Annotated in this window: 21 protein-coding genes; 8 read left to right on the forward strand and 13 right to left on the reverse strand. The window is 73.7% G+C overall.

The genetic code is table 11. The features are described 5' to 3' along the window. The 5 genes from meaB to mtnA all read right to left on the reverse strand — a co-directional run bounded on the left by meaB (position 1) and on the right by mtnA (position 6788). Positions 1–960 carry a methylmalonyl Co-A mutase-associated GTPase MeaB gene (meaB, locus tag ABD999_RS40095; protein WP_148032520.1) on the reverse strand — a complete coding sequence of 320 codons (960 nt, stop codon included), beginning with the start codon at positions 958–960 and terminating at the stop codon, positions 1–3. 106 nt (positions 961–1066) lie between these two features. Continuing rightward, positions 1067–3205, reverse strand: a complete 2139-nt coding sequence (gene scpA / locus ABD999_RS40100) for a methylmalonyl-CoA mutase (protein WP_148032521.1) — start codon at positions 3203–3205, stop codon at positions 1067–1069. Next, positions 3202–4935, reverse strand: coding sequence for a methylmalonyl-CoA mutase family protein (locus ABD999_RS40105; RefSeq protein ID WP_271276489.1), 1734 nt, complete (start codon positions 4933–4935; stop codon positions 3202–3204). Before ABD999_RS40105 ends, scpA begins: the two co-directional genes overlap by 4 nt. Before the next feature lie 55 nt (positions 4936–4990). After that, positions 4991–5767, reverse strand: coding sequence for a peptidoglycan recognition protein family protein (locus tag ABD999_RS40110; RefSeq protein WP_271276490.1), 777 nt, complete (start codon positions 5765–5767; stop codon positions 4991–4993). An 82-nt stretch (positions 5768–5849) separates the two neighbouring features. Next, entirely contained in the window at positions 5850–6788 is a 939-nt protein-coding gene (gene mtnA / locus ABD999_RS40115) for an S-methyl-5-thioribose-1-phosphate isomerase (RefSeq protein WP_148032524.1), read from the reverse strand. A gap of 121 nt (positions 6789–6909) precedes the next feature. Here mtnA and ABD999_RS40120 point away from each other — a divergent pair, with 121 nt between their 5' ends. Both ABD999_RS40120 and ABD999_RS40125 read left to right on the forward strand, forming a co-directional pair. Next, the gene (locus tag ABD999_RS40120) at positions 6910–8427 is read left to right on the forward strand and encodes a serine/threonine-protein kinase (RefSeq protein ID WP_271276491.1); all 1518 of its coding nucleotides are present in this window, start codon (positions 6910–6912) and stop codon (positions 8425–8427) included. Positions 8428–8468: 41 nt separating this feature from the next. Continuing rightward, positions 8469–9581, forward strand: coding sequence for a DUF5925 domain-containing protein (locus ABD999_RS40125; protein ID WP_148032526.1), 1113 nt, complete (start codon positions 8469–8471; stop codon positions 9579–9581). Positions 9582–9632: 51 nt separating this feature from the next. Here the strand turns inward: ABD999_RS40125 and ABD999_RS40130 are convergent, their stop codons facing one another. Continuing rightward, complete coding sequence (locus ABD999_RS40130; protein WP_148032527.1) at positions 9633–10964, reverse strand: SWIM zinc finger family protein; 1332 nt, start codon at positions 10962–10964, stop codon at positions 9633–9635. A gap of 81 nt (positions 10965–11045) precedes the next feature. On the opposite strand from ABD999_RS40130, the gene ABD999_RS40135 reads away from it, so the two are divergent. The 3 genes from ABD999_RS40135 to ABD999_RS40145 are packed head-to-tail and all read left to right on the forward strand — an operon-like array spanning position 11046 to position 15223. Further along, a complete protein-coding gene (locus ABD999_RS40135) occupies positions 11046–12095 on the forward strand; it encodes a peptidase C39 family protein (protein WP_271276492.1) in 1050 nt (349 codons plus the stop codon). Between the two features lie 3 nt (positions 12096–12098). Next, a complete protein-coding gene (locus ABD999_RS40140) occupies positions 12099–13964 on the forward strand; it encodes a S9 family peptidase (protein WP_345483173.1) in 1866 nt (621 codons plus the stop codon). Continuing rightward, positions 13961–15223, forward strand: coding sequence for a M20/M25/M40 family metallo-hydrolase (locus tag ABD999_RS40145; RefSeq protein WP_148032528.1), 1263 nt, complete (start codon positions 13961–13963; stop codon positions 15221–15223). Before ABD999_RS40140 ends, ABD999_RS40145 begins: the two co-directional genes overlap by 4 nt. Before the next feature lie 5 nt (positions 15224–15228). Here ABD999_RS40145 and ABD999_RS40150 read toward each other — a convergent pair whose 3' ends face one another. The 6 genes from ABD999_RS40150 to ABD999_RS40175 all read right to left on the reverse strand — a co-directional run bounded on the left by ABD999_RS40150 (position 15229) and on the right by ABD999_RS40175 (position 19389). Beyond that, on the reverse strand, positions 15229–16191 hold the full coding sequence (locus ABD999_RS40150) for an ABC transporter permease (protein ID WP_271279255.1): 963 nt from the start codon (positions 16189–16191) through the stop codon (positions 15229–15231). Then, positions 16188–17033 (reverse strand): ABC transporter ATP-binding protein, encoded by an 846-nt coding sequence (locus tag ABD999_RS40155; RefSeq protein ID WP_271279256.1) that lies wholly within the window; start codon positions 17031–17033, stop codon positions 16188–16190. The genes ABD999_RS40150 and ABD999_RS40155 overlap by 4 nt, the downstream gene beginning before the upstream one ends. Further along, positions 17030–17422, reverse strand: coding sequence for a GntR family transcriptional regulator (locus tag ABD999_RS40160; RefSeq protein ID WP_148032530.1), 393 nt, complete (start codon positions 17420–17422; stop codon positions 17030–17032). The genes ABD999_RS40155 and ABD999_RS40160 overlap by 4 nt, the downstream gene beginning before the upstream one ends. Before the next feature lie 54 nt (positions 17423–17476). After that, positions 17477–18217, reverse strand: a complete 741-nt coding sequence (locus ABD999_RS40165) for a DUF427 domain-containing protein (protein WP_271279257.1) — start codon at positions 18215–18217, stop codon at positions 17477–17479. A gap of 28 nt (positions 18218–18245) precedes the next feature. Next, positions 18246–18833, reverse strand: coding sequence for a phosphatase PAP2 family protein (locus ABD999_RS40170; RefSeq protein ID WP_271279258.1), 588 nt, complete (start codon positions 18831–18833; stop codon positions 18246–18248). A gap of 88 nt (positions 18834–18921) precedes the next feature. After that, entirely contained in the window at positions 18922–19389 is a 468-nt protein-coding gene (locus ABD999_RS40175) for an adenylyltransferase/cytidyltransferase family protein (RefSeq protein ID WP_148032533.1), read from the reverse strand. 157 nt (positions 19390–19546) lie between these two features. Here ABD999_RS40175 and ABD999_RS40180 point away from each other — a divergent pair, with 157 nt between their 5' ends. Continuing rightward, entirely contained in the window at positions 19547–19987 is a 441-nt protein-coding gene (locus ABD999_RS40180) for an ATP-binding protein (protein ID WP_261808648.1), read from the forward strand. Positions 19988–19997: 10 nt separating this feature from the next. Here ABD999_RS40180 and ABD999_RS40185 read toward each other — a convergent pair whose 3' ends face one another. After that, positions 19998–20969: a helix-turn-helix transcriptional regulator gene (locus tag ABD999_RS40185; RefSeq protein WP_271279259.1), complete on the reverse strand. Its 972-nt coding sequence runs from the start codon at positions 20967–20969 to the stop codon at positions 19998–20000. A 50-nt stretch (positions 20970–21019) separates the two neighbouring features. Here ABD999_RS40185 and thrS point away from each other — a divergent pair, with 50 nt between their 5' ends. Further along, positions 21020–22339, forward strand: a complete 1320-nt coding sequence (thrS, locus tag ABD999_RS40190; RefSeq protein ID WP_271279268.1) for a threonine--tRNA ligase — start codon at positions 21020–21022, stop codon at positions 22337–22339. An 81-nt stretch (positions 22340–22420) separates the two neighbouring features. Then, the coding region (locus ABD999_RS40195; RefSeq protein ID WP_345483175.1) for a hypothetical protein at positions 22421–23151 on the forward strand (731 nt) is incomplete at its 3' end.

Consider the following 23151-nt stretch of genomic DNA (forward strand, 5'->3'; position numbering starts at 1 on the left):
TCAGGAGCGCTTGAAGGCGGCCAGCAGGCGGTCGGCGGCGAGCGACGGGGTCAGGGTGCCGGCGAGCACCTCGCGCTCGATCCCGTCGCGGATCTCCGACACCCGCGGGTCGTCGCGCAGCTCGGCCAGCAGCCGGTCGTGCACCATCGTCCAGGTCCACCGCACCTGCTGGCGGCGGCGCTTGTCCGCCAGGTCCAGGCCCTCCTGATGGGCCAGGACCTGGCGCCACAGCTCCTCCAGCCCGTCGCCGGTCAGGCCGCTGCAGGTGAGCACGGGCGGCGGCGCGCTGTCGGAGCGCAGCATGCGCAGCGCCCCGGCCAGCTCGCGCGCGGCCTTGCGCGCCGCGAGCGCGTGCTCGCCGTCGGCCTTGTTCACCGCGATCACGTCCGCCAGCTCCAGCACGCCCTTCTTGATGCCCTGCAGCTGGTCTCCGGTACGGGCGAGCGTGAGCAGCAGGAACGTGTCGACCATGTCCGCGACCGCGGTCTCCGACTGGCCGACGCCGACGGTCTCGACCAGCACCACGTCGAACCCGGCCGCCTCCACCACGACGATCGCCTCCCTGGTGGCCTTGGCCACGCCGCCGAGGGTGCCTGACGTGGGCGAGGGTCTGATGAACGCGGCCGGGTCGACGGCCAGCCTCGACATCCGGGTCTTGTCGCCGAGGATGCTGCCGCCGGTCCTGGTGGAGGACGGGTCGACGGCCAGCACCGCGACCTGGTGGCCCTCCCCGGTGAGCATGGTGCCGAACCCGTCGATGAACGTCGACTTGCCCACCCCGGGCACTCCCGAGATGCCCACCCGCCGCGCCTTCCCGGTGAGCGGGGTCAGCTCGACCAGCAGCTCCTGGGCCATCGCCCGGTGGTCGGGCCTGGTGGACTCCACGAGCGTGATGGCACGGGCGACCCAGGCCCGCGCCCCCGCCTTGACGCCCCGAACGTAGTCCTCCAGCGAGCGCACGCCACGCCCCTTCCTCGCAGATCCGGCTACAGCCTGACATCTTCGCCCACGCCGCAATGACACCGCCCCGGCACCTCGGATGCCGGGGCGGTGTCACGCGGGAGCGCTACGCCCGCCCGCGCAGATCCTCCAGCAGCTCCAGGGCGGCGGTGGCGATCACGGTGCCCGGTGGGAAGATCGCGGCGGCTCCGGCGGCGCGCAGCTCGTCGAAGTCTCCCGGCGGGATGACCCCGCCCGCCACGATCATGACGTCCTCGGCGCCGAGGTCGGCGAGCGCCTTCTTCAGCGCGGGCACCAGGGTGAGGTGCCCGGCGGCGAGCGTGGAGACGCCGACGACGTGCACGTCGGCCTCGACCGCCTGCCTGGCCACCTCCTCCGGCGTCTGGAACAGCGGGCCGACGTCGACGTCGAAGCCCAGGTCGGCGAAGGCGGTGGCGATCACCTTCTGGCCGCGGTCGTGGCCGTCCTGGCCCATCTTGGCGACCAGGATGCGCGGCCTGCGGCCCTCGGCGCGCTCGAACTCGGCGCACGCCTCGCGGGCGCGCTCGATGTCGGCGGCCGGGCCCGCCTCGTCGCGGTACACACCTGAGATGGTACGGACCTGCTCGGCGTGCCGGCCGAACACCTTCTCCAGCGCGGAGGAGATCTCGCCCACGGTGGCCTTCGCTCGGGCGGCGTCCACCGACAGCTTGAGCAGGTTGGCGTCGGGGCCGGGGTTGGCGGCGGCGTGGGTGAGCGCGTCGAGCGCCCGGCCGACCGCGGCCTCGTCCCGCTCGGCCCGCAGCGCGCGCAGCTTCTCCAGCTGCTGGGCGCGGACCGCGCTGTTGTCGACCTTGAGCACCTCGATGGGCTCGTCGGCGTCCGGCCGGTACTTGTTGACGCCGATGACGGGCTGGCGGCCGGAGTCGATGCGGGCCTGGGTGCGGGCCGCGGCCTCCTCGATGCGGAGCTTGGGCAGCCCCGCCTCGATGGCCTTGGCCATGCCGCCCGCCGCCTCCACCTCCTGGATGTGCTCCCAGGCGCGCTCGGCCAGGTCGTGGGTGAGCCGCTCGACGTAGTAGGAGCCGCCCCACGGGTCGATCACCTGCGTGGTGCCCGACTCCTGCTGGAGCAGGATCTGGGTGTTGCGGGCGATTCTGGCGGAGAAGTCGGTGGGCAGCGCGAGCGCCTCGTCCAGCGCGTTGGTGTGCAGCGACTGGGTGTGGCCCTGGGTGGCGGCCATGGCCTCGACGCAGGTGCGCGCGACGTTGTTGAACACGTCCTGCGCGGTCAGCGACCAGCCCGACGTCTGCGAGTGCGTGCGCAGGCTCAGCGACTTGGGGTTCTTCGCGCCGAACCCGTCGACCAGCTTGGCCCAGAGCAGCCGGGCGGCCCGCAGCTTGGCGACCTCCATGAAGAAGTTCATGCCGATGCACCAGAAGAACGACAGCCGCGGCGCGAACCGGTCGACGTCCATCCCGGCGGCGATCCCGGCCCGCAGGTACTCGACCCCGTCGGCCAGGGTGTAGGCGAGCTCCAGGTCGCAGGTGGCCCCGGCTTCCTGGATGTGGTAGCCGGAAATGCTGATGGAGTTGAATTTCGGCATCTTTTCGCTGGTGTACGCGAAAATATCCGAAATTATCCGCATCGACGGCGCAGGCGGATAGATGTACGTGTTCCGTACCATGAACTCCTTGAGGATGTCGTTCTGGATGGTGCCGGCCAGCTGCTCCGGCGTCACCCCCTGCTCCTCGGCCGCCACGATGTAGAGCGCCAGGATGGGCAGCACGGCCCCGTTCATGGTCATGGACACCGACATGCGGTCCAGCGGGATGCCGTCGAAGAGCTGGCGCATGTCGTAGATCGAGTCGATCGCCACCCCCGCCATGCCGACGTCGCCGGCCACGCGCGGGTGGTCGGAGTCGTAGCCCCGGTGGGTGGCCAGGTCGAAGGCCACCGACAGGCCCTTCTGCCCGGCTGCCAGGTTGCGGCGGTAGAAGGCGTTGGAGTCGGCGGCGGTGGAGAAGCCCGCGTACTGGCGGATGGTCCACGGCTGGTTGACGTACATGGTCGGGTACGGCCCGCGCAGGTAGGGCGCGGCCCCCGGGTAGGTGCCCAGGAAGTCGAGCCCGTCGAGGTCGCGGCCGGTGTAGAGCGGCTTGACCGCGATCCCTTCCGGCGTCTCCCAGGCGGGGGCGTCGGGCCCCGGGCCGTCGCCCCCGGACGAGCGGGCCGTGAGCGGGACGGTCGAGAAGTCGGGGATCATCGGGTCACCTCCAGGTCGCGGAAGGTCGTGCGCAGGACGCCGAGCGCGTCGCAGCCGGCGTGGACGTAGCCGTCGACGCCGTCATAGTCACCCTTCCCCGCCAGCCAGACCGTGCGCGCGCCGGCCCGTCTCAACGCGGCGGCGACCGCCTCGGCGTGCTGGCCGTAGAGCTTGTCGCTGGAGCACAGGCAGGCGACGGTGGCGCCGCTGACGGCGAAGGCGGTGGCGATCTGCTCGGGGTCGGCGCCGGGGCCCGCGGTCTCGGTGTCGAGCCCGCCGGCCCGGAAGAGGTTGGCGGCGAACGCGGCCCGCGGCGTGTGCACGGCGACCGGCCCGATCGTGGCCAGGAACACCTTGGGCCGCTCGGCCTGCGCGTCGGCCAGGTCACGCAGCTCCTCGAACTCCTGCGCGTACCGGATCTTCGGCAGCCCGGCGGCGAGGGCGGCGGGCGAGTGGGACGCCAGGAACGGTCCAGAGGAGGAGGCTCCGTTGAGAGGCTTCTCCTCCAGATCGGGGAACTCGCTCACGCCGGTGAGCGGGAGGCGGCGGTGCGCGAGGTCGGCGGCGCGGCGCTCCCGGGTGGCGGCGACGCGGCCGGCGACCAGCTCGGCGGCGGCCTCGATGCCGCCGGCCGCCTCGATCTCCTGGAACCAGGCCCAGGCCTGCCCGGCGAGCTCCTCGGTGCGGCGCTCGACGTACCAGGAACCGCCCGACGGGTCGACCACGCGCCCGACGCCGGCCTCCTCCAGCAGCAGCGACTGCGTGTTGCGGGCGATCCGGCGGGAGAACGCGTCCGGCGGCCGGACCACCGCGTCGAACGGCTGCACGGTCACCGCGTCGGCGCCGCCGACCCCGGCTGCGAAGCAGGCGACGGTGACGCGCAGCATGTTCACCCAGGGGTCGCGGCCGGTCATCATGGCCGAGCTGGTCACCGCGTGCTGGCGCTGCGGCCCGGAGGCCCCGGTCACCTCGGTGACCCGGTCCCACAGCCGCCTGGCCGCCCGCAGCTTGGCGATGGTGGCGAACTGGTCGTCGGTGGCGGCGTACCGGAACTCGAGCTGGTCGCACGCCTGCTGGACGGTGAGCCCGGCGGCGGTGAGCGCGCGCAGGCCGGCCACGGCGAGCGCGAGCGAGCAGCCGAGCTCCTCGGCGTCGCCGCCGCCCGCGTCGTGGTAGGGGGTGGCGTCGACCGTGACGGCCCGCAGCCCGGGATGCCCGGCGGCGCACCGGGCCGCCAGCTCCGCGGCCTCAGGGCTCAGCGGCGAGGCGCCCAGGTTGCCCTGGAGCGGGGTGTCACCGGCCAGGGTGAGCAGGGCCTCGGCGGCCTCGGCCGTCAGCTCGCCCGCTTCCAGGACGACCGGCGCGAGGTCGAGGAAGACGCCCTTCAGCACCCGGGGCAGCTCGGCCACCGGGATCGCGCCGTCGCCGACGACTAGCCAGAGCGAGGTCACCCCGTTCTCCAGGTCGGCCATCACCGCCTCGGGGTCGGGCAGCGCGTGCCGCTGCCTGACGTCCCAGCCGCCGGCAGGTCGCGAGCCGCGCTCGAACGGCGCGGACGCGGGCAGGTCGGCGGCGTCGTACAGCGGTGCGACAGCCAGCCCGTCATAGGTGGAGTGGGACAGCGCCTCTTCGGGCGTCTCCGCGTCGACGCCGGACTTGCGCAGCACCGCTATGGCCAACGCCCGCCAGTCGTCGCGCGAGGTGGAAGGAAACCCCGCAGCCAGATCCATGGTCGGATAGTACGCATAGGCTGATTTACGAGGTAACCGGGGGTCGGCCCCAGTCCTACCCCTGAGGTGCCTCCCACGTGCGCCGCCATGTGACGGGGCCCACTACGCCGTCGTCGTCGATCTTCTGCTGGCGCTGGAAGCGGCGGCACACGTCGCGCGACTGGGGCCCGTACGCGCCGTCCACGTCGATCTCCCACTCGCGCTCGGCCATCTTGGCCTGCCACGTGCGCACGTCGTCGCCGCGCGTCACCGGCGGGTACTTGAGCAGCCGGCCGGGGAACGGCGGCACGCCCGGCGGCTCAGGGGCGCCGTTGCCCCCGCCGTCGGGCCGGGGCGCGCCCCGGCGGACCCACGCGTACAGCGGCCCGCCCGGGCAGTCGGTGGCGTACCCGTCGCGGTGCCCCTTGATCTCATCGCCAGCCCGCCCGTTCTGCCGGGTATGGTCAATGGCGTCCAGAATCGCGTGCAACATCCCGTCAGGCGGTTCCAACAGCCCCGCGTTGCCCACCAACCCGAGCACCGCGTAGTGGCCCCGGTTGAGCCCGGAGCCGTTGGCGGCGGGCAACCGGTTGAGCCCCCGTCCTTCGAAGACCTTTTTGTGCGGACATGCCACGAACGAGTAGCCGATGTCGATCCACCCGTTGCCGTCCATGTGCGAGTTCTGGATCGAGCGGACCAGCGCCGTGCAACGGTCGTGCTCGTCGACGATGCGAGGGTCGACCCGCCCGCCGGTGTAGTGGACCTTCACGCCCTTGGTCGAGTCGAGCCGGGTATGGCTCCCGCGCGGCGATCGGGCACCCCACGCTTTCCTGCTGATCAAGTCAATAGCCATGACTTACTCCCGGAAGACGTCACCTTGAACACTCAGCGTAACGTCCTCCCTCATTCAGGTGAGGATATTCGGTTGATTTTACCTATGGCCGGATGACCCGCTCTTCCGTCACGATCGCCGTGATCAGGTCATGTGGTGTCACATCGAAGGCGGGATTGAGCGCGTCCGTGCCTTCGGGAGCCACGCGCGTGCCGCGGAAGGCCACGATCTCGTCAGCTCCGCGGTCCTCGATCTCGATGTGCTCGCCCGACGGGGTGGCCGGGTCGATCGTGCTCTCGGGGGCGACGACGATGAACGGCACCCCGGCCCGCTCCGCGCCGAGCGCGAGCGCGTACGAACCGATCTTGTTGGCGGTGTCGCCGTTGGCGGCGATCCGGTCGGCGCCGATCAGCACCGCGTCGACGCCTCCCCTGGCCAGCAGGTACGGTCCGGCGCCGTCGGTGACGAGGCGGTGCGGCGCGCCCATCCTGGCCAGCTCCCAGGCGGTGAGCCGGGCGCCCTGCAGCAGGGGGCGGGTCTCCAGGGCGAGGACCTCGGCGAGCCTGCCGCGCTCGTGCAGGGTCTGCGCGACGCCGAGCGCAGTGCCCCGCTCGACGCAGGCCAGGCCGCCGGTGTTGCACACGGTCATGATGCGCAGCCGGTCGCCTTCGAGCAGCTCGGCGCCCCGCTCGCCCATGGCGTGGCAGGCCGCGATGTCGTCGTCCCTGATGCGCAGCGCCGTCTCCAGCACCGCCTCGGGCCCCTCCGGGATGCGGGCGGCGGCCCGGTCGACGCCCCAGGCGAGGTTGACGGCGGTGGGCCGGGCCGCGCGCAGCCGGGCGACGGCGTCCTGGTCGCCGCGGGCCAGCACCACGCCGAGCGCCCCCGCCACGCCGAGCGCGGGCGCGCCCCGCACGGAGAGCCTGCGGATCGCGCCGACCAGCTCGTCCACGGTCTCGACGCGCAGGGTCACGCACTCGTCGGGCAGCCGGGTCTGGTCGACGAGCTCGACGGCGCCGTCCACCCAGTCGATGGTCCTCACCCGCCGAACGCTAGCGCAGCTTCCAGGTACGGATCAGCGCCCGGCGATCACCCCGACGCCCCCGCCCGGAGAGATCGATCACCATACCGGCGAACCGGGGCGACCTGTAACGTAACGAACCATGGCGACTCCCCTGACGCCCGGCGATCCGGCCGAGCTCGGCGGCTACCGGCTGGCCGGGCGGCTCGGCGAGGGCGGGCAGGGCGTCGTCTACCTGGCGCATTCCGAGGCCGGCGAGCCGGTCGCGATCAAGCTGCTGAGCACGGGCGACCGCGAGACGCGGGCGCGGCTGGCGCGCGAGCTGGCGGCCCTGGAGGGCATCGCCTCGTTCTGCACGGCGCGGGTGCTGGCCGCCTCGACCGACGGGCCACGCCCGTACGTGATCAGCGAGTTCATCGACGGCCCCTCGCTGTTCGAGCGGGTGCGCGACCGGGGGCCGCTGGCGGGCGGAGACCTGGAGCGGGTGGCGATCGGCACGGCCACGGCCCTGGCGGCGATCCACGCGGCCGGCATCGTGCACCGCGACCTCAAACCGGCCAACGTGCTGCTGGGGCCGGACGGGCCGCGGGTGGTCGACTTCGGCATCGCCAGGGCCGAGGGGGCGGCGACCATGACGTCGGGGCTGATCGGCACCCCCGCCTACCTGTCGCCCGAGCAGATCGGCGGCGCCCCGGCGTCCCCGGCCTCGGACGTGTTCGCGTGGGCGGCGACGGTGCTGTTCGCGGCGACCGGGGTGAGCCCGTTCGGCGCCGACACGGTCCCCGCCGTGCTCCACCGCGTCCTGCACACCGAACCGGACCTGCGACCGCTCCCCCCGCGACTGCGCGGCCCCATCGCCTCGGCCCTCGCCAAGGACCCGGCCCTGCGCCCCACCGCCCCCTCCCTGATGGTCCAGCTGGTCAACCCCGGCTCCCCCGGCCCGGTCGACGGCCCCACCGGGACGGGTGCTGGCGAAGGGCGGAGGGTGGATCGGACAGGGCCGGGGGCCCCCGCTCTCACCACCGGGCCGGGGCGCGGGCGCTCCAGGGCGGTGCTGGTCGGCGCGCTGGCCGTGGTGGTGGCGCTGGCGGCCGGCGGCGCGGCGCTGCTGTGGACGTACTTCGGCGCGAGGGACTCCGCCGCCCTTCCCACTCAGAACACCGTCTCCACGACGGTCCCGCCGTCCCCGAGCGGGGAGCCGACCCCGGCCGGGGAGCCGACCCGAGCCGGAGAGTCCACCCAGGCCGAGGAGCCCGTGCGTCAGGAGCCCACCCGCTCACCGGCTCAGAGCGGCCGGGGCGACCTGCGGATCCCGGCCGCGTTCGCCGGCACGTGGGAGGGCACCGCCGACAGCGAGATGCTGGACAGGAAGTTCGAGGACGAACCCGTCGCCATCACCCTCAAGGAGGGTGAGAGCACCGGCACCTGGCACGCCCCCGGCGAGGACGCGGGCTGCGAGACCGGCACACTCCAGGTGACGGAGGTGTCGGAGAAGAAGCTGTCGTTCCGGCTCGGCGGGCTGGGCGGTCTGTGCGCGGTGTACGACAGCGCCGGCGGCATGCGGGTGACGCTGGAGCGCACCGACGACAACGAGGCGGATTACCGGCTGACCATGCCGATGGGCGGAAAAAGTGACGGTGAGCTGAAGCGAGCAGGTTAAAGTTTTCGACACGCACACCCGAGGATGTGATCATAGACCCCATGTCTGTCATCAGGGAGGTGCCGTTCCCCAGCCCGGAAGACGCCGAGCTTCCCATGAACATCTGGCTCGACGACTCCGACTCGGCCGTCGACGTGATCGACGCGCTGGCCCTGTCGCCGTTCGCGACGGGCCTGCAGCCGTGGTCGCGGGTCGCCAGCCTGGAGCGGGTCCGCGCCGACGCGCCGCTGCGCCCCGCCGAGGGCCGCGTGGTGCGCACCGCCATGGTCGAGGACGGCATGGAGTCGCGGCTGATCTGCGGCGAGGGCTGGACCCTGCGGGTGATCAGGCACCGCAACCGCTCGGCCACCCTGAGCGTGAGCGCGATCAGCGAGGACCTGGCCCGCACCGTGCTCAAGGAGAGCGTCGCCGGCGCCGAGGAGGCCGCGCCGGAGACCGACCACGTGGAGATGGGCTTCTGGTGGCGCGGCTCCCACGGCGGCAACCGGTCGGAGAAGCCGATCACCGCCCAGCCGTGGGACCAGATCAGCGGCAACTACGCCGAGCGGGTGCGCGGCGGCCTGGCCGACCTGATGACGATCACCCCCGGCGACGTGAACGGCCGCCTCCTCCTGCTGCACGGCCCGCCGGGCACCGGCAAGACGACGCTGCTGCGCACGCTGGCCAAGCAGTGGCACGACTGGTGTCAGGTCGACTGCGTGCTCGACCCCGAGCGGCTGTTCGACGACCCCGGCTACCTGATGGAGGTGGCCGTCGGCTACGACAACGACGAGGACGAGAAGCAGCGCTGGCGGCTGCTCGTGCTCGAAGACTGTGACGAGCTGATCAGCGCGTCGGCCAAGTCGCAGGCGGGCCAGGGCCTGTCGCGGCTGCTCAACCTGACCGACGGCCTGCTCGGCCAGGGCCGCGACGTGCTGGTGGCGATCACCACGAACGAGGACCTGACCCGCCTGCATCCCGCCGTCGTGCGTCCCGGCCGCTGCCTGGCGCAGCTGGAGGTCGGCCCGCTGTCGCGCGAGGAGGCGGTCGCCTGGCTGGGCTCCTCCGACGGCATCGGCCCGTCGGGCGCGACCCTCGCCGAGCTGTACGCGCTCCGCACCGGCCGCACCTTCACCCCGGCCGCGTCCGACGACAACACCGGCCTCTACCTGTAGCCCGGCCGGCCCTACGACACGGCGACACGGACGCCTGAACCCGGGCCCGTGTCAGACGGGGGCCTCCACGGTGGCGCGGGCGGCGATCCTGGCGGCGAGCACGTGCTTGCACGGGCCGCGGGAGCCGCGGTGGTCGAACCACCACTCGCAGGTGCACGAACCCGGCCCGACCGCGACCCGGCGGACGCCGCCCGGCGTGGTGACCTCCGCGTGGTCGCCCTCCAGCCGCACCGCGCCCGACTCCACCAGGGCGCGGGCCGCGGTGAGCCGCGGGTTGAGCTCCGCGACCTGGTCGCGGTCGTACGGGAGCTCGCGGTGGAAGTGGGACGCGTCGTGCAGGTCGTACCCGACGCGGCCGGCGGTGCCGAGCTGGGTGAGCGCGGCGCGCACCCGCGCGGGCGGGAGGCCGGAGCGGTCGGCGAGCAGCCCGATCTCCACGGCGGGCTCGAAGTTGAGCAGCATGCCGATCAGGTCGGCGTCGCCGGCGGCCTCGTCGGTGGCCAGGTCCTCCAGCACCTGGCCCTCGCCGGAGAAGCCGCGCCACGGCTGCGGTGAGACCGCCAGCGTGTAGCGCATCCCGGGCAGCTCCAGCTCCCACGCGCTCGCCTGGTGCTCGGCGTCGCCCGCGGGGCCGTACACGCGCAGCGCCTTAGCGAACCTGAGCAGCGGCATGAGCGTGACGATCCGCCCGGTGCCCGACAGGCAGACGGCGCCGCGGCCGGGGCCGGCGGCCAGGCGCAGGTCGCGTCCGGCGGGCGCGGCCCAGACGGCGCCGCGCGCGCGGCGCGGCAGCGAGCGCAGGAAGCGCACCGCCTGCGGCCCGTTCAGCTCGGCCCGCAGGTCGAACCCGGCCGCGATCACCTGCACCTCGGCGAAACCGCGCAGCCACCGGGTCGGCAGCGGCACCTTCTTCTCCACCACGGCGCCGTCGAGCGTGGTGACGGTCAGCTCGTCGGGGCCAACGCCCAGGTGGAGCGGGTCACGGCCGCCGACCCGGCGCAGCGACTCGCGCAGCGGGCCGTTGACGTCGACGTTGGTGGTGCCGCGGTCGAGCACCTCGCCGTCGAGGGCGGTCACGTCGAGCCGGGCGTAGACGCCGCCGCAGGCGGAGAACGACTCGAACCTGAGCCGGTCGCCGTCGCAGGTCACCACCGGGTCGCGGGTCCAGCCGGGGCGCGGCTGGTGGTAGCGGGCCAGCGCCACGTCGGCCACCGCCAGCAGCCCGGCCGCGGCCGGGGCGGCCTGGGTGAGCAGGCCGCTGAAGAACCTCGGGTGCGTGTGGGGCCCGGACAGCGCCGTGCCGCCGGAGGTCGACAGGCCGAGCCTGCCGTCGGCGAGCGTGGAAGCCCCGGCGTAGGAGTACGCCTGCACTGCTTGAGTCATGGGCCGGACGATAGTGATCACGACCGACAATCAGGCCAGTACGTAAAACATCCGATGCGTGACCTGCGGCGCGACCCCACAATGGGGCTGGTGCTCACTGTCGACCGGCCCCGCGTCGCCCTCACCCGCTTCGCCGTGCCCCCCGTGCTCCCGGACACCGGGGACGGCTGGACCGGTGACGACCAGCGGATCGGCTTCCCCGCGACGCAGCTGGTGCCGTCGTGGACCGCGCGCACCCCGCCGGGCTCCTGGATCGAGGTCGAGCTGCAGGCGGTCACCGCCGAGGGCCGCCGCACCAAGTGGTACGTGATGGGCCGCTGGTCCGAGCACGGCGAGCCGCGCACGTCGGTGGCCGGCCAGGGCGACGACGACGGCGACGTGGCGGTCGACACGTTCGTGGCCCGGCGGCCCGTCACCGCCTACCGGGTCCGGGTGCGGGCGTGCGGGGCGGGCGCGCGGGTCGACGGGCTCGCGGTGATGGCGTCGGCGCTGCCGCCGCACCCGTCCGGCTCGCCGCCGTCCGGCCGCGAGCCGGTGGAGCTTGACGTGCCGGCGTTTTGGCAGCACGCGCACGCGGGCCACCACCCGGAGTACGACGGCGGCGGCGCCAACTGGTGCGGCCCCGCCGCGACGTCCATGGTGCTGGCCTACTGGGGCCGCGGGCCCGACGATCTGGGATGGGTCGGCGGCGGCTGCCCCCACCCGGCCGTCGACCACGCCGCGCGCGGCACCTACGACCGCAGCTACCTGGGCACCGGCAACTGGCCGTTCAACGTGGCGTACGCGGGCTCGTACGGCCTGCGCGGGTTCGTGACCCGGCTGAGGTCGGCGGCCGAGCTGGAGCGGTTCGCCCGCGCCGGGATCCCGGTGGTGGTGTCGCTGTCCTTCAAGGAGCGCGAGCTGCCCGGGTCCGGCTACTCCACGAGCGGCAACCTCATGGTCGTGACCGGCTTCACGGCCGGCGGCGACGTGCGGGTCAACGACCCGGCCGTGCCCGACGGCCGGGTGCGGCGGGTGTATCCGCGGGCGGCGTTCGAGCGCGTGTGGCTCAGGAGTTCCGGCAGCGGCGGCATCACGTACGTCCTGCACCCACCCGAGATGTCCCTGCCCGAGTCCGATGGCAATTGGTGAGACATGAGTATTGAAGCGATTGATGTGGCCCGCACCGACGGCGGCCCCCAGTGGGTCGAGGCCGTCGCCACGCCCGCGGGCGTGGAGGTGTGGTGGGACGAGCCGCGCCCGCACGAGGGCGGCAGGCGGTGCGTGGTGCGCGGGCTGCCCGGCGGCGGGCGCGCGGACGCGCTGCCCGGCGGCTGGAACGCGCGCAACCGGCTGGTCGAGTACGGGGGCCGCTCGTGGCGGCCGTTGCCCGGCGGCGGCCTGGTGTTCACGAACTGGGCCGACCAGCGGGTCTACCGCGTCGACGGCGGCGACCCGGTGCCGCTGACGCCGGAGGGCCCGGCCCGCTACGGGGACCTCTACCTGCCGCCGGGCCGGGCCGAGGTGTGGGCGGTGCGGGAGACCGACGACGTGCGCGACCTGGTGGCGATCCCTCTTTCCGGCCTCCTTTCCGGCGGCGAGGTGCGGGTGGTCGCGAAGGCGCAGCACTTCCTGATGAACCCGCGTCTCTCCCCCGGCGGCGGCCACGTCGCCTGGATCGGCTGGGACCACCCGGACATGCCGTGGGACGGCACCGAGCTGTGCGTCGCCCCGCTCGGCGACGACGGCGTCGCGGGCCCGTACACGGTGGTGGCGGGCGGCCGGGAGGAGTCGGTCGTGCAGGCCGAGTGGCGCGACGACGACACGCTGTACGCGGTCACCGACCCGACCGGCTGGTGGAACGTGCACGAGATCGGCCGCGACGGCGTCCGCGGCCGTAACCTCACGCCGATGGAGCTGGAGTTCGGCAACGCGCCGTGGAAGCCGGGCATGACCTGGCTGGCGCTCGCCGGCGACCGCCTGGTGCTGGTGTACGGCACGGCCGACCGGCGGCGGCTGGGCGTGCTCGACCCGGCCACCGGCGAGCTGCGGGAGATCGGCGGCGAGGCCACCCACTGGGCCTCGACCGTCTCGGCGGCGGGCGGGAAGGCCGCGGCGGTGCCCGCGACCCCGTTCTCGCCCCTGGAGGTGGTGCTGGCCGACCTCGACGGCGGCGGGCTGGAGACCGTGTCGGCCCCCCGGCCGCTGCCGGACCGCGCGCTGCTGCCCGAGCCGGAATCGATGACGATCGAGGGGGTGCACGCGCACGTGTACCCGCCGCTCGGCGTCCAGGGCCCGGCCCCGTACGTGATCTTCGTGCACGGCGGGCCGACCGGCAGCAGCCCCGTCATGCTCGACCTGGAGATCGCCTACTTCACCAGCCGCGGGCTGGGCGTGGCCGAGGTCAACTACGGCGGCTCCGCCGGATACGGGCGGGCCTACCGGGAGCGGCTGCGCCACCAGTGGGGCGTGGTCGACGTGCAGGACTGCGCGAAGGTGGCGCGCGGGCTGGTGGAGCTGGGCCGCGCCGACGCGGCCAGGATCGCGATCAGGGGCGGCAGCGCCGGCGGCTGGACGACGGTGGCGGCGCTGGTGCACAGCGACGTGTTCGCGGGCGGCGTCGCGCAGTACGCGATCACCGACCCGGAGAGCTGGGCGGCCGAGACGCACGACTTCGAGTCTCGCTATCTGGACGGGCTGATCGGGCCGCTGCCGGAGACGCGGCAGCGCTACACCGACCGTTCGCCGCTGCTGCACGCGCACCGGGCGTCCGGCCCGTGCCTGATGCTGCACGGGCTGGAGGACGCGATCGTGGACGTGAGCCAGGCCGAGCGGTTCGTCGCCGAGCTGGACCGGCACGGCAAGCGGTGGGCGCTGCTCACCTTCCCCGGCGAGCAGCACGGCTGGCGCAGGGAGGAGACCATCGTCGCGGCGCTGGAGGCCGAGCTGGCCTTCTACGGTCAGCTGTTCGGGTTCGAGACGCCCGAGGTCGCGCCGCTGAAGCTGGAGGGCGGGAAGTGAAGAGCGTCGCCGAGATCTGCTCGGACCTGATCAGGTTCGACACCACCAACCCGGGCTCCGGCGAGCGCCCGGCGGCCGAGTACGTCGCCACGCTGCTGGCCGACGCCGGGCTGGAGCCTGAGGTGTTCGAGTCCGCGCCCCGGCGCACGACCGTGGTGGCCAGGATGGCCGGCGACTCCTCCGACGCGCTCCTGATCCACGGCCACCTGGACGTGGTGCCCGCCGACCCGGCCGAGTGGCGGATGCACCCGTTCTCCGGCGAGATCGTCGACGGCTGCGTGTACGGCAGGGGCGCGGTCGACATGAAGGGCTCGTGCGCGATGACCCTGTCCACCGTGCTCGGCATGCGGGCGCGCGGGCAACGGCCGAAGCGCGACCTGGTGCTGGCGTTCCTGGCGGACGAGGAGGCGACCGGCGACTACGGCTCCCGCCACGCGGTGACCGAGCACCGTGAGCTGTTCGACGGGGTGACGGAGGCGATCAGCGAGTCGGGCGGGTTCAGCGTCACGTCCGGCGGCCACCGGGTCTACCCGGTGGCGGTGGGCGAGCGCGGCACCGCCTGGATGAAGCTGACCGCGCACGGCGTGGCCGGTCACGGCTCCAAGCCTCCGGTCGACAACCCGGTGGCCACGCTGGCGCACGCGCTGTCGCGCCTGGCCGCACACCAGTGGCCGGTACGGCTCACGCCGCCGGTCGCGGCGCTGATCCGCGAGCTGTCGGCGATCACCGGACAGCCGGTGGACCTGGACCGGCTGGACGCCGAGGCGGCCCGGCTCGGCCCGCTGGGCGAGCTGTTCAAGGCCCAGATCCGCAACTCGGCCAACCCGACGATGCTGGCCGCCGGCTACAAGGTGAACGTGGTGCCCTCCTCGGCCGAGGCGCACGTCGACGGCCGCTACCTGCCGGGGCTGCGGGAGGAGTTCCTGGAGACGCTCGACGAGCTGCTCGGCCCGAAGATCACCCGCGAGTTCGTCAACCTGGAGGACGCCCCGGCGGCGCCGTACCCGTCGTCGTTCTTCGACGAGCTGGCCGGCTCGCTGGTGGCCGAGGACCCGCTCGCCAGGCCGGTGCCGTACGTGATGAGCGGCGGCACGGACGCCAAGTCGTTCGCCGGGCTCGGGATCCAGGGGTACGGGTTCGCGCCGCTCATGCTGCGGCCGGATCTCGACTACTTCGGCATGTTCCACGGCAAGGACGAGCGGGTGCCGGTGGCGGGGCTGGAGTTCGGCACGAGGGTGCTGGCCAGACTGCTCACCTGACGGTCTCACCCCCGGCGGCGCAGCACGCGGCGCGCGGTGAGGGCGCACAGCAGGGCGGAGGCGGCCACCAGGATGCCCGCCTCCGTCCACTGGAAGCGCCAGAACCGCTCCGGCGGGTGGTAGGTGACGGCGTAGGCGTAGCCCTCGGCGAACAGGCAGTCCTGCCACGCCTCGGCTTTCGCGCTGCTCCGCCCGGTGTCGAGGCCCCGTTCGCAGGCGGCGGGGTCGTCCACCGCCCGCCCCGACGGGTCCACCCAGGTGGCGCCGACCAGCCGGGCGTCGGGGTCGTCGAGCACGACCGTGCCCGACAGCACGGCCCGGTCCGGCGGGGCGTAGTGGTCGCTGAGCGCGAACAGCGTGAACATGGTGGCCGCGACCCCGGCCACGACCAGCGCCATCGCCGGGAGCGTGCGCCTGAACAGCGTCCCGGCGAACACTCCGGCCGCGAACGCGTACAGCCACCACGCGGCCGGCGCCACCCCCGTCATGTTGAACACCCCGATGTTGCCGAACCCGGAGTCGATCCCCTCCCTGAACACCGGACGCCACAGGCTGACCATGAGCGACAGCAGCAGCCCGCCGGCCACCACCGCGCCGCCCAGCACGCCGAGCTTGACCGCCAGCCACCGCCGCACCGGCACCGACTGGGTCCAGGCCAGCCGGTGGGTACCGCGCTCGTACTCCCTGCCGAGCAGCGGCGCCCCCCAGAACGCGCCGATCAGCGCGGGCAGCACCAGCGGCATCCAGCCGAACAGCGTGTAGACGGCGTCGTACCGCTCCCCCAGGCCCACCGCCACCTCGACCGACCCGCAGTGGGCGAAACCGGCGGGGCAGCCGTCAGGGAAGTAGCCGGACACATAGCTCCGGGCCTCGGTCGCGGAGCCGAGCAGCAGCAGCCCGAGCACGACCAGGAAGCCGGCGGTGGTCAGGAGCTGCGCCCGGTGCTGGCGCCAGGTGACCCAGATCATCGCGCCACCCCCGCAGGGCCGGGCAGCGCCGCCGCCTGAGGGCTGCGCAGGTAGCCCATGACCAGTTCGTCCAGGTTGGGGCGGCGGGTGCTCCAGCGCGGGTCGAGCGCGCGGTCGCCGCGGACCAGCAGGGTGGCGTGCCTGCCGGTGCCGGTCGCGGAGACGGCCTCCAGCCCTTCGGCCGCCTCCGCCGGGCCGGACAGCAGCAGATGGCCGGCGAGCAGGTCGTCGATGTCGCCGCTGACCTGGAGCCGGCCGCCGTTGAGCACGACCAGCCAGTCGCAGGTGTCCTCCAGGTCGGCGATCACGTGCGAGGACAGCAGCACGGTGAGGCCGCGCCCGGCCACCTCGCCCATGAGGGTGCGCATCACGTCGTGCCGGGCCAGCGGGTCGAGGTTGGCCAGCGGCTCGTCCAAGACCAGGAGGTCGGGCGTCCTGGCCAGGGCGAGGGTGATCGCGACCTGCGCCTGCTGCCCGCCGGACAGCCTGCCCGCCCTGCGGCCGAGGGGGACGCCCAGCGCGTCCAGCCGGGCCCGCGCGCCCTCGCCGTCCCAGCGGGTGTTCGTCCGCCGCCCGAACTCCAGCAGCTCGCCGACGGTGAACGACTCGTACAGCGGCTTGTCCTGGGCCACGAACGCGGCGGTCCCCCGTACCGAGATGTGTCCCCGGTCGGGCGTGAGCAGGCCGACGGCGGCGAGCATGAGCGTGGTCTTCCCGGCCCCGTTGGGGCCGACCAGCGCGGCGACCCGCCCGGCGGGCACGGACAGCGAGCAGTCGCGCAGCGCCCACGCGCGCCGGCGCCGCACGCCCAGCCCTGTCACCTCCAGGATCGGCGCGCTCACGCCACGCCCTCCCGGGAGGCGTCGGAGAGGACGGCGGCGAACAGCGCCCGCAGGTCCTCCTCGTCCAGCCCGGCGTCCCTGGCCTCACGCACCCACGCGGCCAGCCCCCGCCGCAGCCGCGTGTGCTCGGCCAGCCCGGCCCCGCCGAAGCCGCGCTCCACGAACGTGCCGAGCCCCGGCCGGCCCGTCACGAGCCCCTCACGCTCCAGCTCCCGGTAGGCCTTGAGCACGGTGTTGGGGTTGATCGCCAGCTTCTCGACGACCTCCCGCGCGGTGGGCAACTGGTCACCGGGGCGCAGCGTGCCGAGCCGCAGCGCGTGCTTGACCTGGTGGACGAGCTGGAGGTACGTGGCGACGCCCGACCCGCGGTCGAGCTGGAACTCGATCATAACACCCTTTCACTAATGAAGTAGTGAAAGGGTGATGGACTCGGCCCCGGCCTGTCAACCGAAGACGGTCTTGGGGCGTTCCTGAAGCTCGCCGTCGACGTAGATGTCGACCTTCTCGTCGTAGAAGGCGATCAGGCCGGCGACGCGCTCGCTCTCGGGCAGCGGGGTCGGGTACGACCACGCCAGGTCCTGCTCGCCGTTGACCGACCAGTATTCGGCGGTGCCCTTGTAGGGGCAGTGCGTCACGGTGCCGGTGTGTTCCAGGAGGTCCAGCCGGACGTCCGTCTTCGGCAGGTAGTAGCGGGGCGGCAGGCCCGTCTCGAACAGGATGCGGGCGTGCCGCGAGTCGGCCACCGTCACGCCTCCGACCTCGACCCGGACGTGGCGGGAACTGGGGAGGATGTCGACGCGGGTGTAGGGGCTGCGGGCGTGCACGTACACCTGTTCGTCCTCCTCGAACCAGGCGTCCATGGCGTCCCAGGTGAAGCGGACATGACCCCTGATCGCCTCCAGCGGCGAGTCCGGGTACGTGACGGCGGCGTCGGCCGCCTCCTTCCCGCCCGCCGTCACCGTGTGGACGACCCCGTCGCCCCGGCTCGGCGAGCGCTCGACCGCTCCCGTCGGCTTGAGCTCGGCCTCGACGTCGTCCAGCGGGACGTAGTAGGCCGGGTAGTAGGGCACCTCCCACACCAGCAGGGCGCGGGTGGTGTCGGCGACCGGACGTCCACCGAGAAAGATCCTGACACGCTTGGCCGAGGGCTCGACGCGGACCCGGCCACGGCTCACGGCATCCATACCCACGCAAACCCCGGCTCCCGCGGGGCTATTCCATCCCGAACGCCGCCAGCGTCGCCCACGTGACGAGCGCGCCCACGGCCGTGCCCGCGGCCACCTGGGCGGGGGTGTGGTGCGCCAGCCGGACCCTGGCCCAGCAGACCAGAGCCACCACCGCCGCCCCGGCCAGCAGGACCGGCACGGCGGGCAGCACGTACGCGAGCACCACGACCGTGCCCGCGCACACGGCGGCGTGGAAGGAGATCTTCCAGCGGAACGTGACCGGGATCGTCACGGCCAGCGCGGCGAGCATCGCGGTCACGGCGGCCAGCAGCAACCGCGGCGCGCCCAGCCAGGCCAGCAGCACCAGCGCGCCCAGCACGCCCGCGACGGCGGCCAGCAGCGGCCCCGGGCGGCTCGCCCGATCCACGATGTGGTGGGAGTCGAGGCGGCCCGACCGCACCCCGGCGGCGATCACCGCAGCGGGCACTCCCCCGCACAGCACCGACGCCACCAGCCCCCACGCGGCCCCCGTCCAGCCCTGGGCGACCAGGCCGATGGCCGGCGGCATGGAGATCACCAGGACCTGCGGGGCGAGCAGGTCGGTGACCCCGCGCGCGAGCCGATCGGACATCATGTCAGGAGGGTACGCGATCATGCTCCGCACCCCGGTGACCCCGGGCCAGGTGTCTTCCCATCCCGGCCGTCGTACGGGAGAGGCCGGGCTATCCCTTGCCCGCGGCGTTGACGATGCGGGTGGTGGAGCGGTCGGGGATGGCCTCCATCTCCCAGCACTCGGCCCCCAGCAGCGCCGCGGCGGCGCGCCGGCCCCCGGCGTGCGGGTCGCCGGCGGTGTGGGCGAGCGCGCCCGGCCGCATCGGCGCCAGCAGATCGATGTAGTGCTCAGGCGCGTGCGCCTCCGGCGGCCCGGTGACGATGAACACGCCGGTCACCGCGCGCAGCGCGGCGAGCACCTCGGCCCGCTCCACCGCCGGGTTGAACGGCCGCGACGGGCCCTTCCACGCCCGTACGCGAGGATCGTCCTCGACGCCGACGACCAGGGGCAACCCCCGGGCTGCCACCTCTCCGAGATAGCGCACGTGGCCAACGTGCAGGATGTCGAAAACTCCGGTCACGACCGCCGCCCCCGGGTGGTCGTACCGCTGCACCCAGACGGCCTCCAGGCTGCTCACCCAGGCACCCCTCCTAGTCGACTCGTCGATCGCAGCGTACAAGGTCCGGCGCGGCACCCCGACAGCCGATCGCCGGAAAGGCGATTCCTACCTTTTCGCGATAATCCGCGGGGGTGGGTTCACGCGTCGAACAACGTCGCCGAAACGGGGGGTCAGCGTGACACGACCGGACGTCCATCAGCCCGAGCACGACCTCGAGATGCGCTTCCCCGGGGACCCGGCGGCGGTCGCCAGGGCGAGGGGCCTGGTCACCGGCACCCTCGGCCGCGACCACCCGCTGCACGACGACTGCGCGCTGCTGATCAGCGAACTGGCCACGAACGCGGTGCTGCACACCCGCTCGGGCGGGGGCGGCTCGTTCACGGTGCGGCTGCGCGCGACGGGAGCGACGGTGCTGGTGTGCGTCGAGGACGCGGGCTCGGACGGCCCGCCGTGCGTGTGCGGCGCCGACCCGCGGGCGACGAGCGGGCGCGGGCTGCCGATGCTGGAGGCGCTCAGCAACCGCTGGGGCTACACCCGGGGCGACGGGACGACGACGGTCTGGTTCGAGCTGCTGCTGGTGACGGTGCCGGCCGGCTGGGCGGCCGAGCCGGTCTAGACGAGCCGGTTTAGACGTCGAGCCGGCACAGGCCCTCGGCCAGCGCCTTCGTGGTCAGCCGGGTGCGGCTGTCGCAGGCCAGCTTGGCGAAGATGTGCTCAAGGTGGGTGGTGACGGTGCGGACGCTGAGCACGAGCGCGGCGGCGATCTGCGGGTTGGAGTCGCCGGCCGCGACCCGGGTGAGCACGTCCACCTCGCGCCCCGTCAGGTCGTACGGCAGGGAGCAGGGCCGCTCGGCCACCACCGCGCCCTGCAGCGAGCCCTGGTAGCCGACGCCGGCGCGCAGCAGCCGGGTCTCGTGCCACTGCCCGCTCCGGTCGAGCCAGAGGCCGTGCCGGCCGAGCTCGCGCGAGTCGATGAACGCGCGCGCGTAGGCGGGCATCGCCGGATCGTCGCGCAGCGCCTCGGAGACCGGCCGCCCGGGGACCTCGCGCAGAATGCCTGCCCGGTCGAAGGCGACCGCGCGGAACCCCGGCGGCAGCCCCACCGGGTCGATCACGCACCGGGTGAGGTCGGTGACGTGCGCCAGCATCGGGCTCACGGCCGTCACCAGCCGACCGGTCAGCGCGGGGAACGCGTCGCGGGCGGCCAGGTGGAGCAGGCCCGTGTAGCGGCCCTCGGCCAGGAACAGCGGCGCCGTCAGCCCCGCCCGCCACCCGTAGGGCGCCAGATGGCGGCGGAAGTAGAGCTCGGTGCCCGGCTCCGGCATGACGACCGGCCGGCGGGTGGCCATCGCCGTGCGGTAGGCCTCCAGCCCGGTGTATTCCTCGGCGGCGTCGCCGTCGACGCGCCGGTGCCCGTCGGACACGACGCTCTGGTGGCGGCCGGTGGCGGGGTCGAAGGCGACGAACTCGTAGGCGTCGACAGGCACCACCTCGCGCAGCGCGGTCATCGCGCCGTGGGCCCCGGCTCCCGCGGCCACCTGGTAGCCGACCTCGGCGAACGCCTGCAGCTGGCGGACGTTCAGGGTGATCTCGGCCACGGTTCTTTATACCACTGCCGAATTTTCCGGGGGCGGACGCGAGAGTCAGGCTGCTATCGTCGGACCCATGCAGCGCGCTCTCGTCACGACGACGCCGGACCCCGTCCCGGCGCGCTGATTCCTGCTCCCGGGCGAATGCCCGGGAGAGTCGGTCGTTCGCCCTTTCCACGCGAAGGACGATCATGAACGACCACCGCAGACTCGGGCGCGAGCTCGGCCTCTTCGACACCGACCCGCTGATCGGCTCCGGGCTCCCCTTCTGGCTGCCCGCGGGCGCCGCCGTCCGCAAGGCCGTCGAGGACTACGTGTACGAGCTGGAGCGCCGCAACGGCTACCAGCACGTCAACTCGCCCGTGCTGGGCAAGCGCGAGCTGTACGAGCGATCCGGGCACTGGGCGCACTACGCCGAGGACATGTTCCCGCCGATGCGGGTGGGCGGGGAGGAGTTCGTGCTGCGGCCCAGCCTCTGCCCGCACCACGCGCTCGTCTACCGCTCCCGCCCGCGCACCCACCGCGACCTGCCGCTGCGGATCGCCGAGCTGGGCGGCATGTACCGCTCGGAGCTGTCCGGCGTGCTCGGCGGGCTGACCAGGGTACGGGCCATCCAGCTCAATGACGGGCACGTGTTCTGCCGGCCCGAACAGGCGGCCGGCGAGGTGTCGGCCGCGCTCGACCTGATCGAGGCCGCGCACGCCCAGCTCGGCATCGAGGCCGCCCGCTACCGGCTGTCGCTGCGCGGCGAGGGCGCCAAGTTCGTCGACGACCCGGAGATGTGGGACCGCTCGGAGTCGATCCTGCGCGAGGTGCTCCACCGGCGCGGGCGCGCCTTCGACGAGGAGCGCGGCGAGGGCGCCTTCTACGGCCCCAAGATCGACATTCAGATCGCGGACCCGGCGGGGCGCGAGTCGACCCTGTCGACCGTGCAGGTCGACTCCTTCCAGCCGGAGCGCTTCGACCTGGAGTACGCGGGCGGCGACCGGCCGGTGATGGTGCACCGCAGCGTGGTGGGCGGGCTGGAGCGGCTGGTGGCCCACCTGATCGAGGTGCACGGCGGCGCGTTCCCCGCCTGGATGGCGCCGGTGCAGGCGGTGGTGCTGCCGCTGTCCGACGCCGAGCTGCCCGCCGCGGGCGACGTGGTACGGCGCTGCGTGGCGGCGGGGATGCGGGCCGAGCTCGTCGAGCCGGGGCGGGGCACCCTCGGCGCCCGGATCAGGGCCAACCGGCTGGTTCCCTTCCAGCTCGTCGTGGGACCGCGCGAGGCCGCCGGCGGCGGGGCGGCGGTGCGGCTGCGCGACGGCAGCCAGGCCGGGGTGGTGCCGATCGCCGAATTGGCGGCGATGTGCGCGCCGCGCTTCCAACCCGGGCAATAGATCAAATAAACGTCACGACTCTTCCCACAGCCGGTAAAGGGCTCGTACATTGCCCCCAACGCCGTGTCAGAGGGAGTTGTTTTGACCGAGTCGAGCGACCGACAGGCCGGGCCCGTACAGGCCCGCGAACAGGAACGCCCGGCCCGGCAGCTCGCAGGCCCCTTACGGCTCGGCGTGTGGGTCGTCGGCGGGCTGCTCTCGGCCTACTCGATCGCGGTCGTGTTCTGGCCGGTCGAGGCGTTGCAGCACCGGATGACGTTCCTGGCGGCGGCGCTGCCGCTGGTGTTCCTCTGCTACCGGTCGGGGGCGGCGCAGTCGCTGAGCCGCCTCCATCACCTCCCCGGCGAGCTGCGGCGCCTCGGCCGGCGGCTGGACGGGCCGTTCCCGCGCCGCCTGCGCGCCCGCTTCTCCCGGTCCGGGCCGCCCGCCGGGGCGGCGACGCACCCGGACGCCAGGGCGCTCACGTTGGGCGAGGCCCCGACGCTGCCGGAGGTCCGCGCTACGGGGGTCCTCCCGGACGCGCCGACGCTGCGCGACGTCCCGGCCGCCGACCCGCCGAAGGGCGCGAGCCCGTCGGCGGACACGGTGGTCATCGGCGTCGCGCCGGACACCCCCTCCCGCCCGGACACTGACCCCCGCCCGGACACTGACCCCCGTCCGGACACCGACCCCCCGGACACCGCCACCCGTCCGGACACCGACCCCCCGGACACCGCCACCCGTCCGGACACCGACCCCCCGGACACCGCCACCCGTCCGGACACCGACCCCCCGGACACCGCCACCCGTCCGGACACCGACCCCCCGGACAC

The organism is Nonomuraea ferruginea (assembly GCF_039540635.1).
Taxonomy (GTDB): Bacteria; Actinomycetota; Actinomycetes; order Streptosporangiales; family Streptosporangiaceae; genus Nonomuraea; species Nonomuraea ferruginea.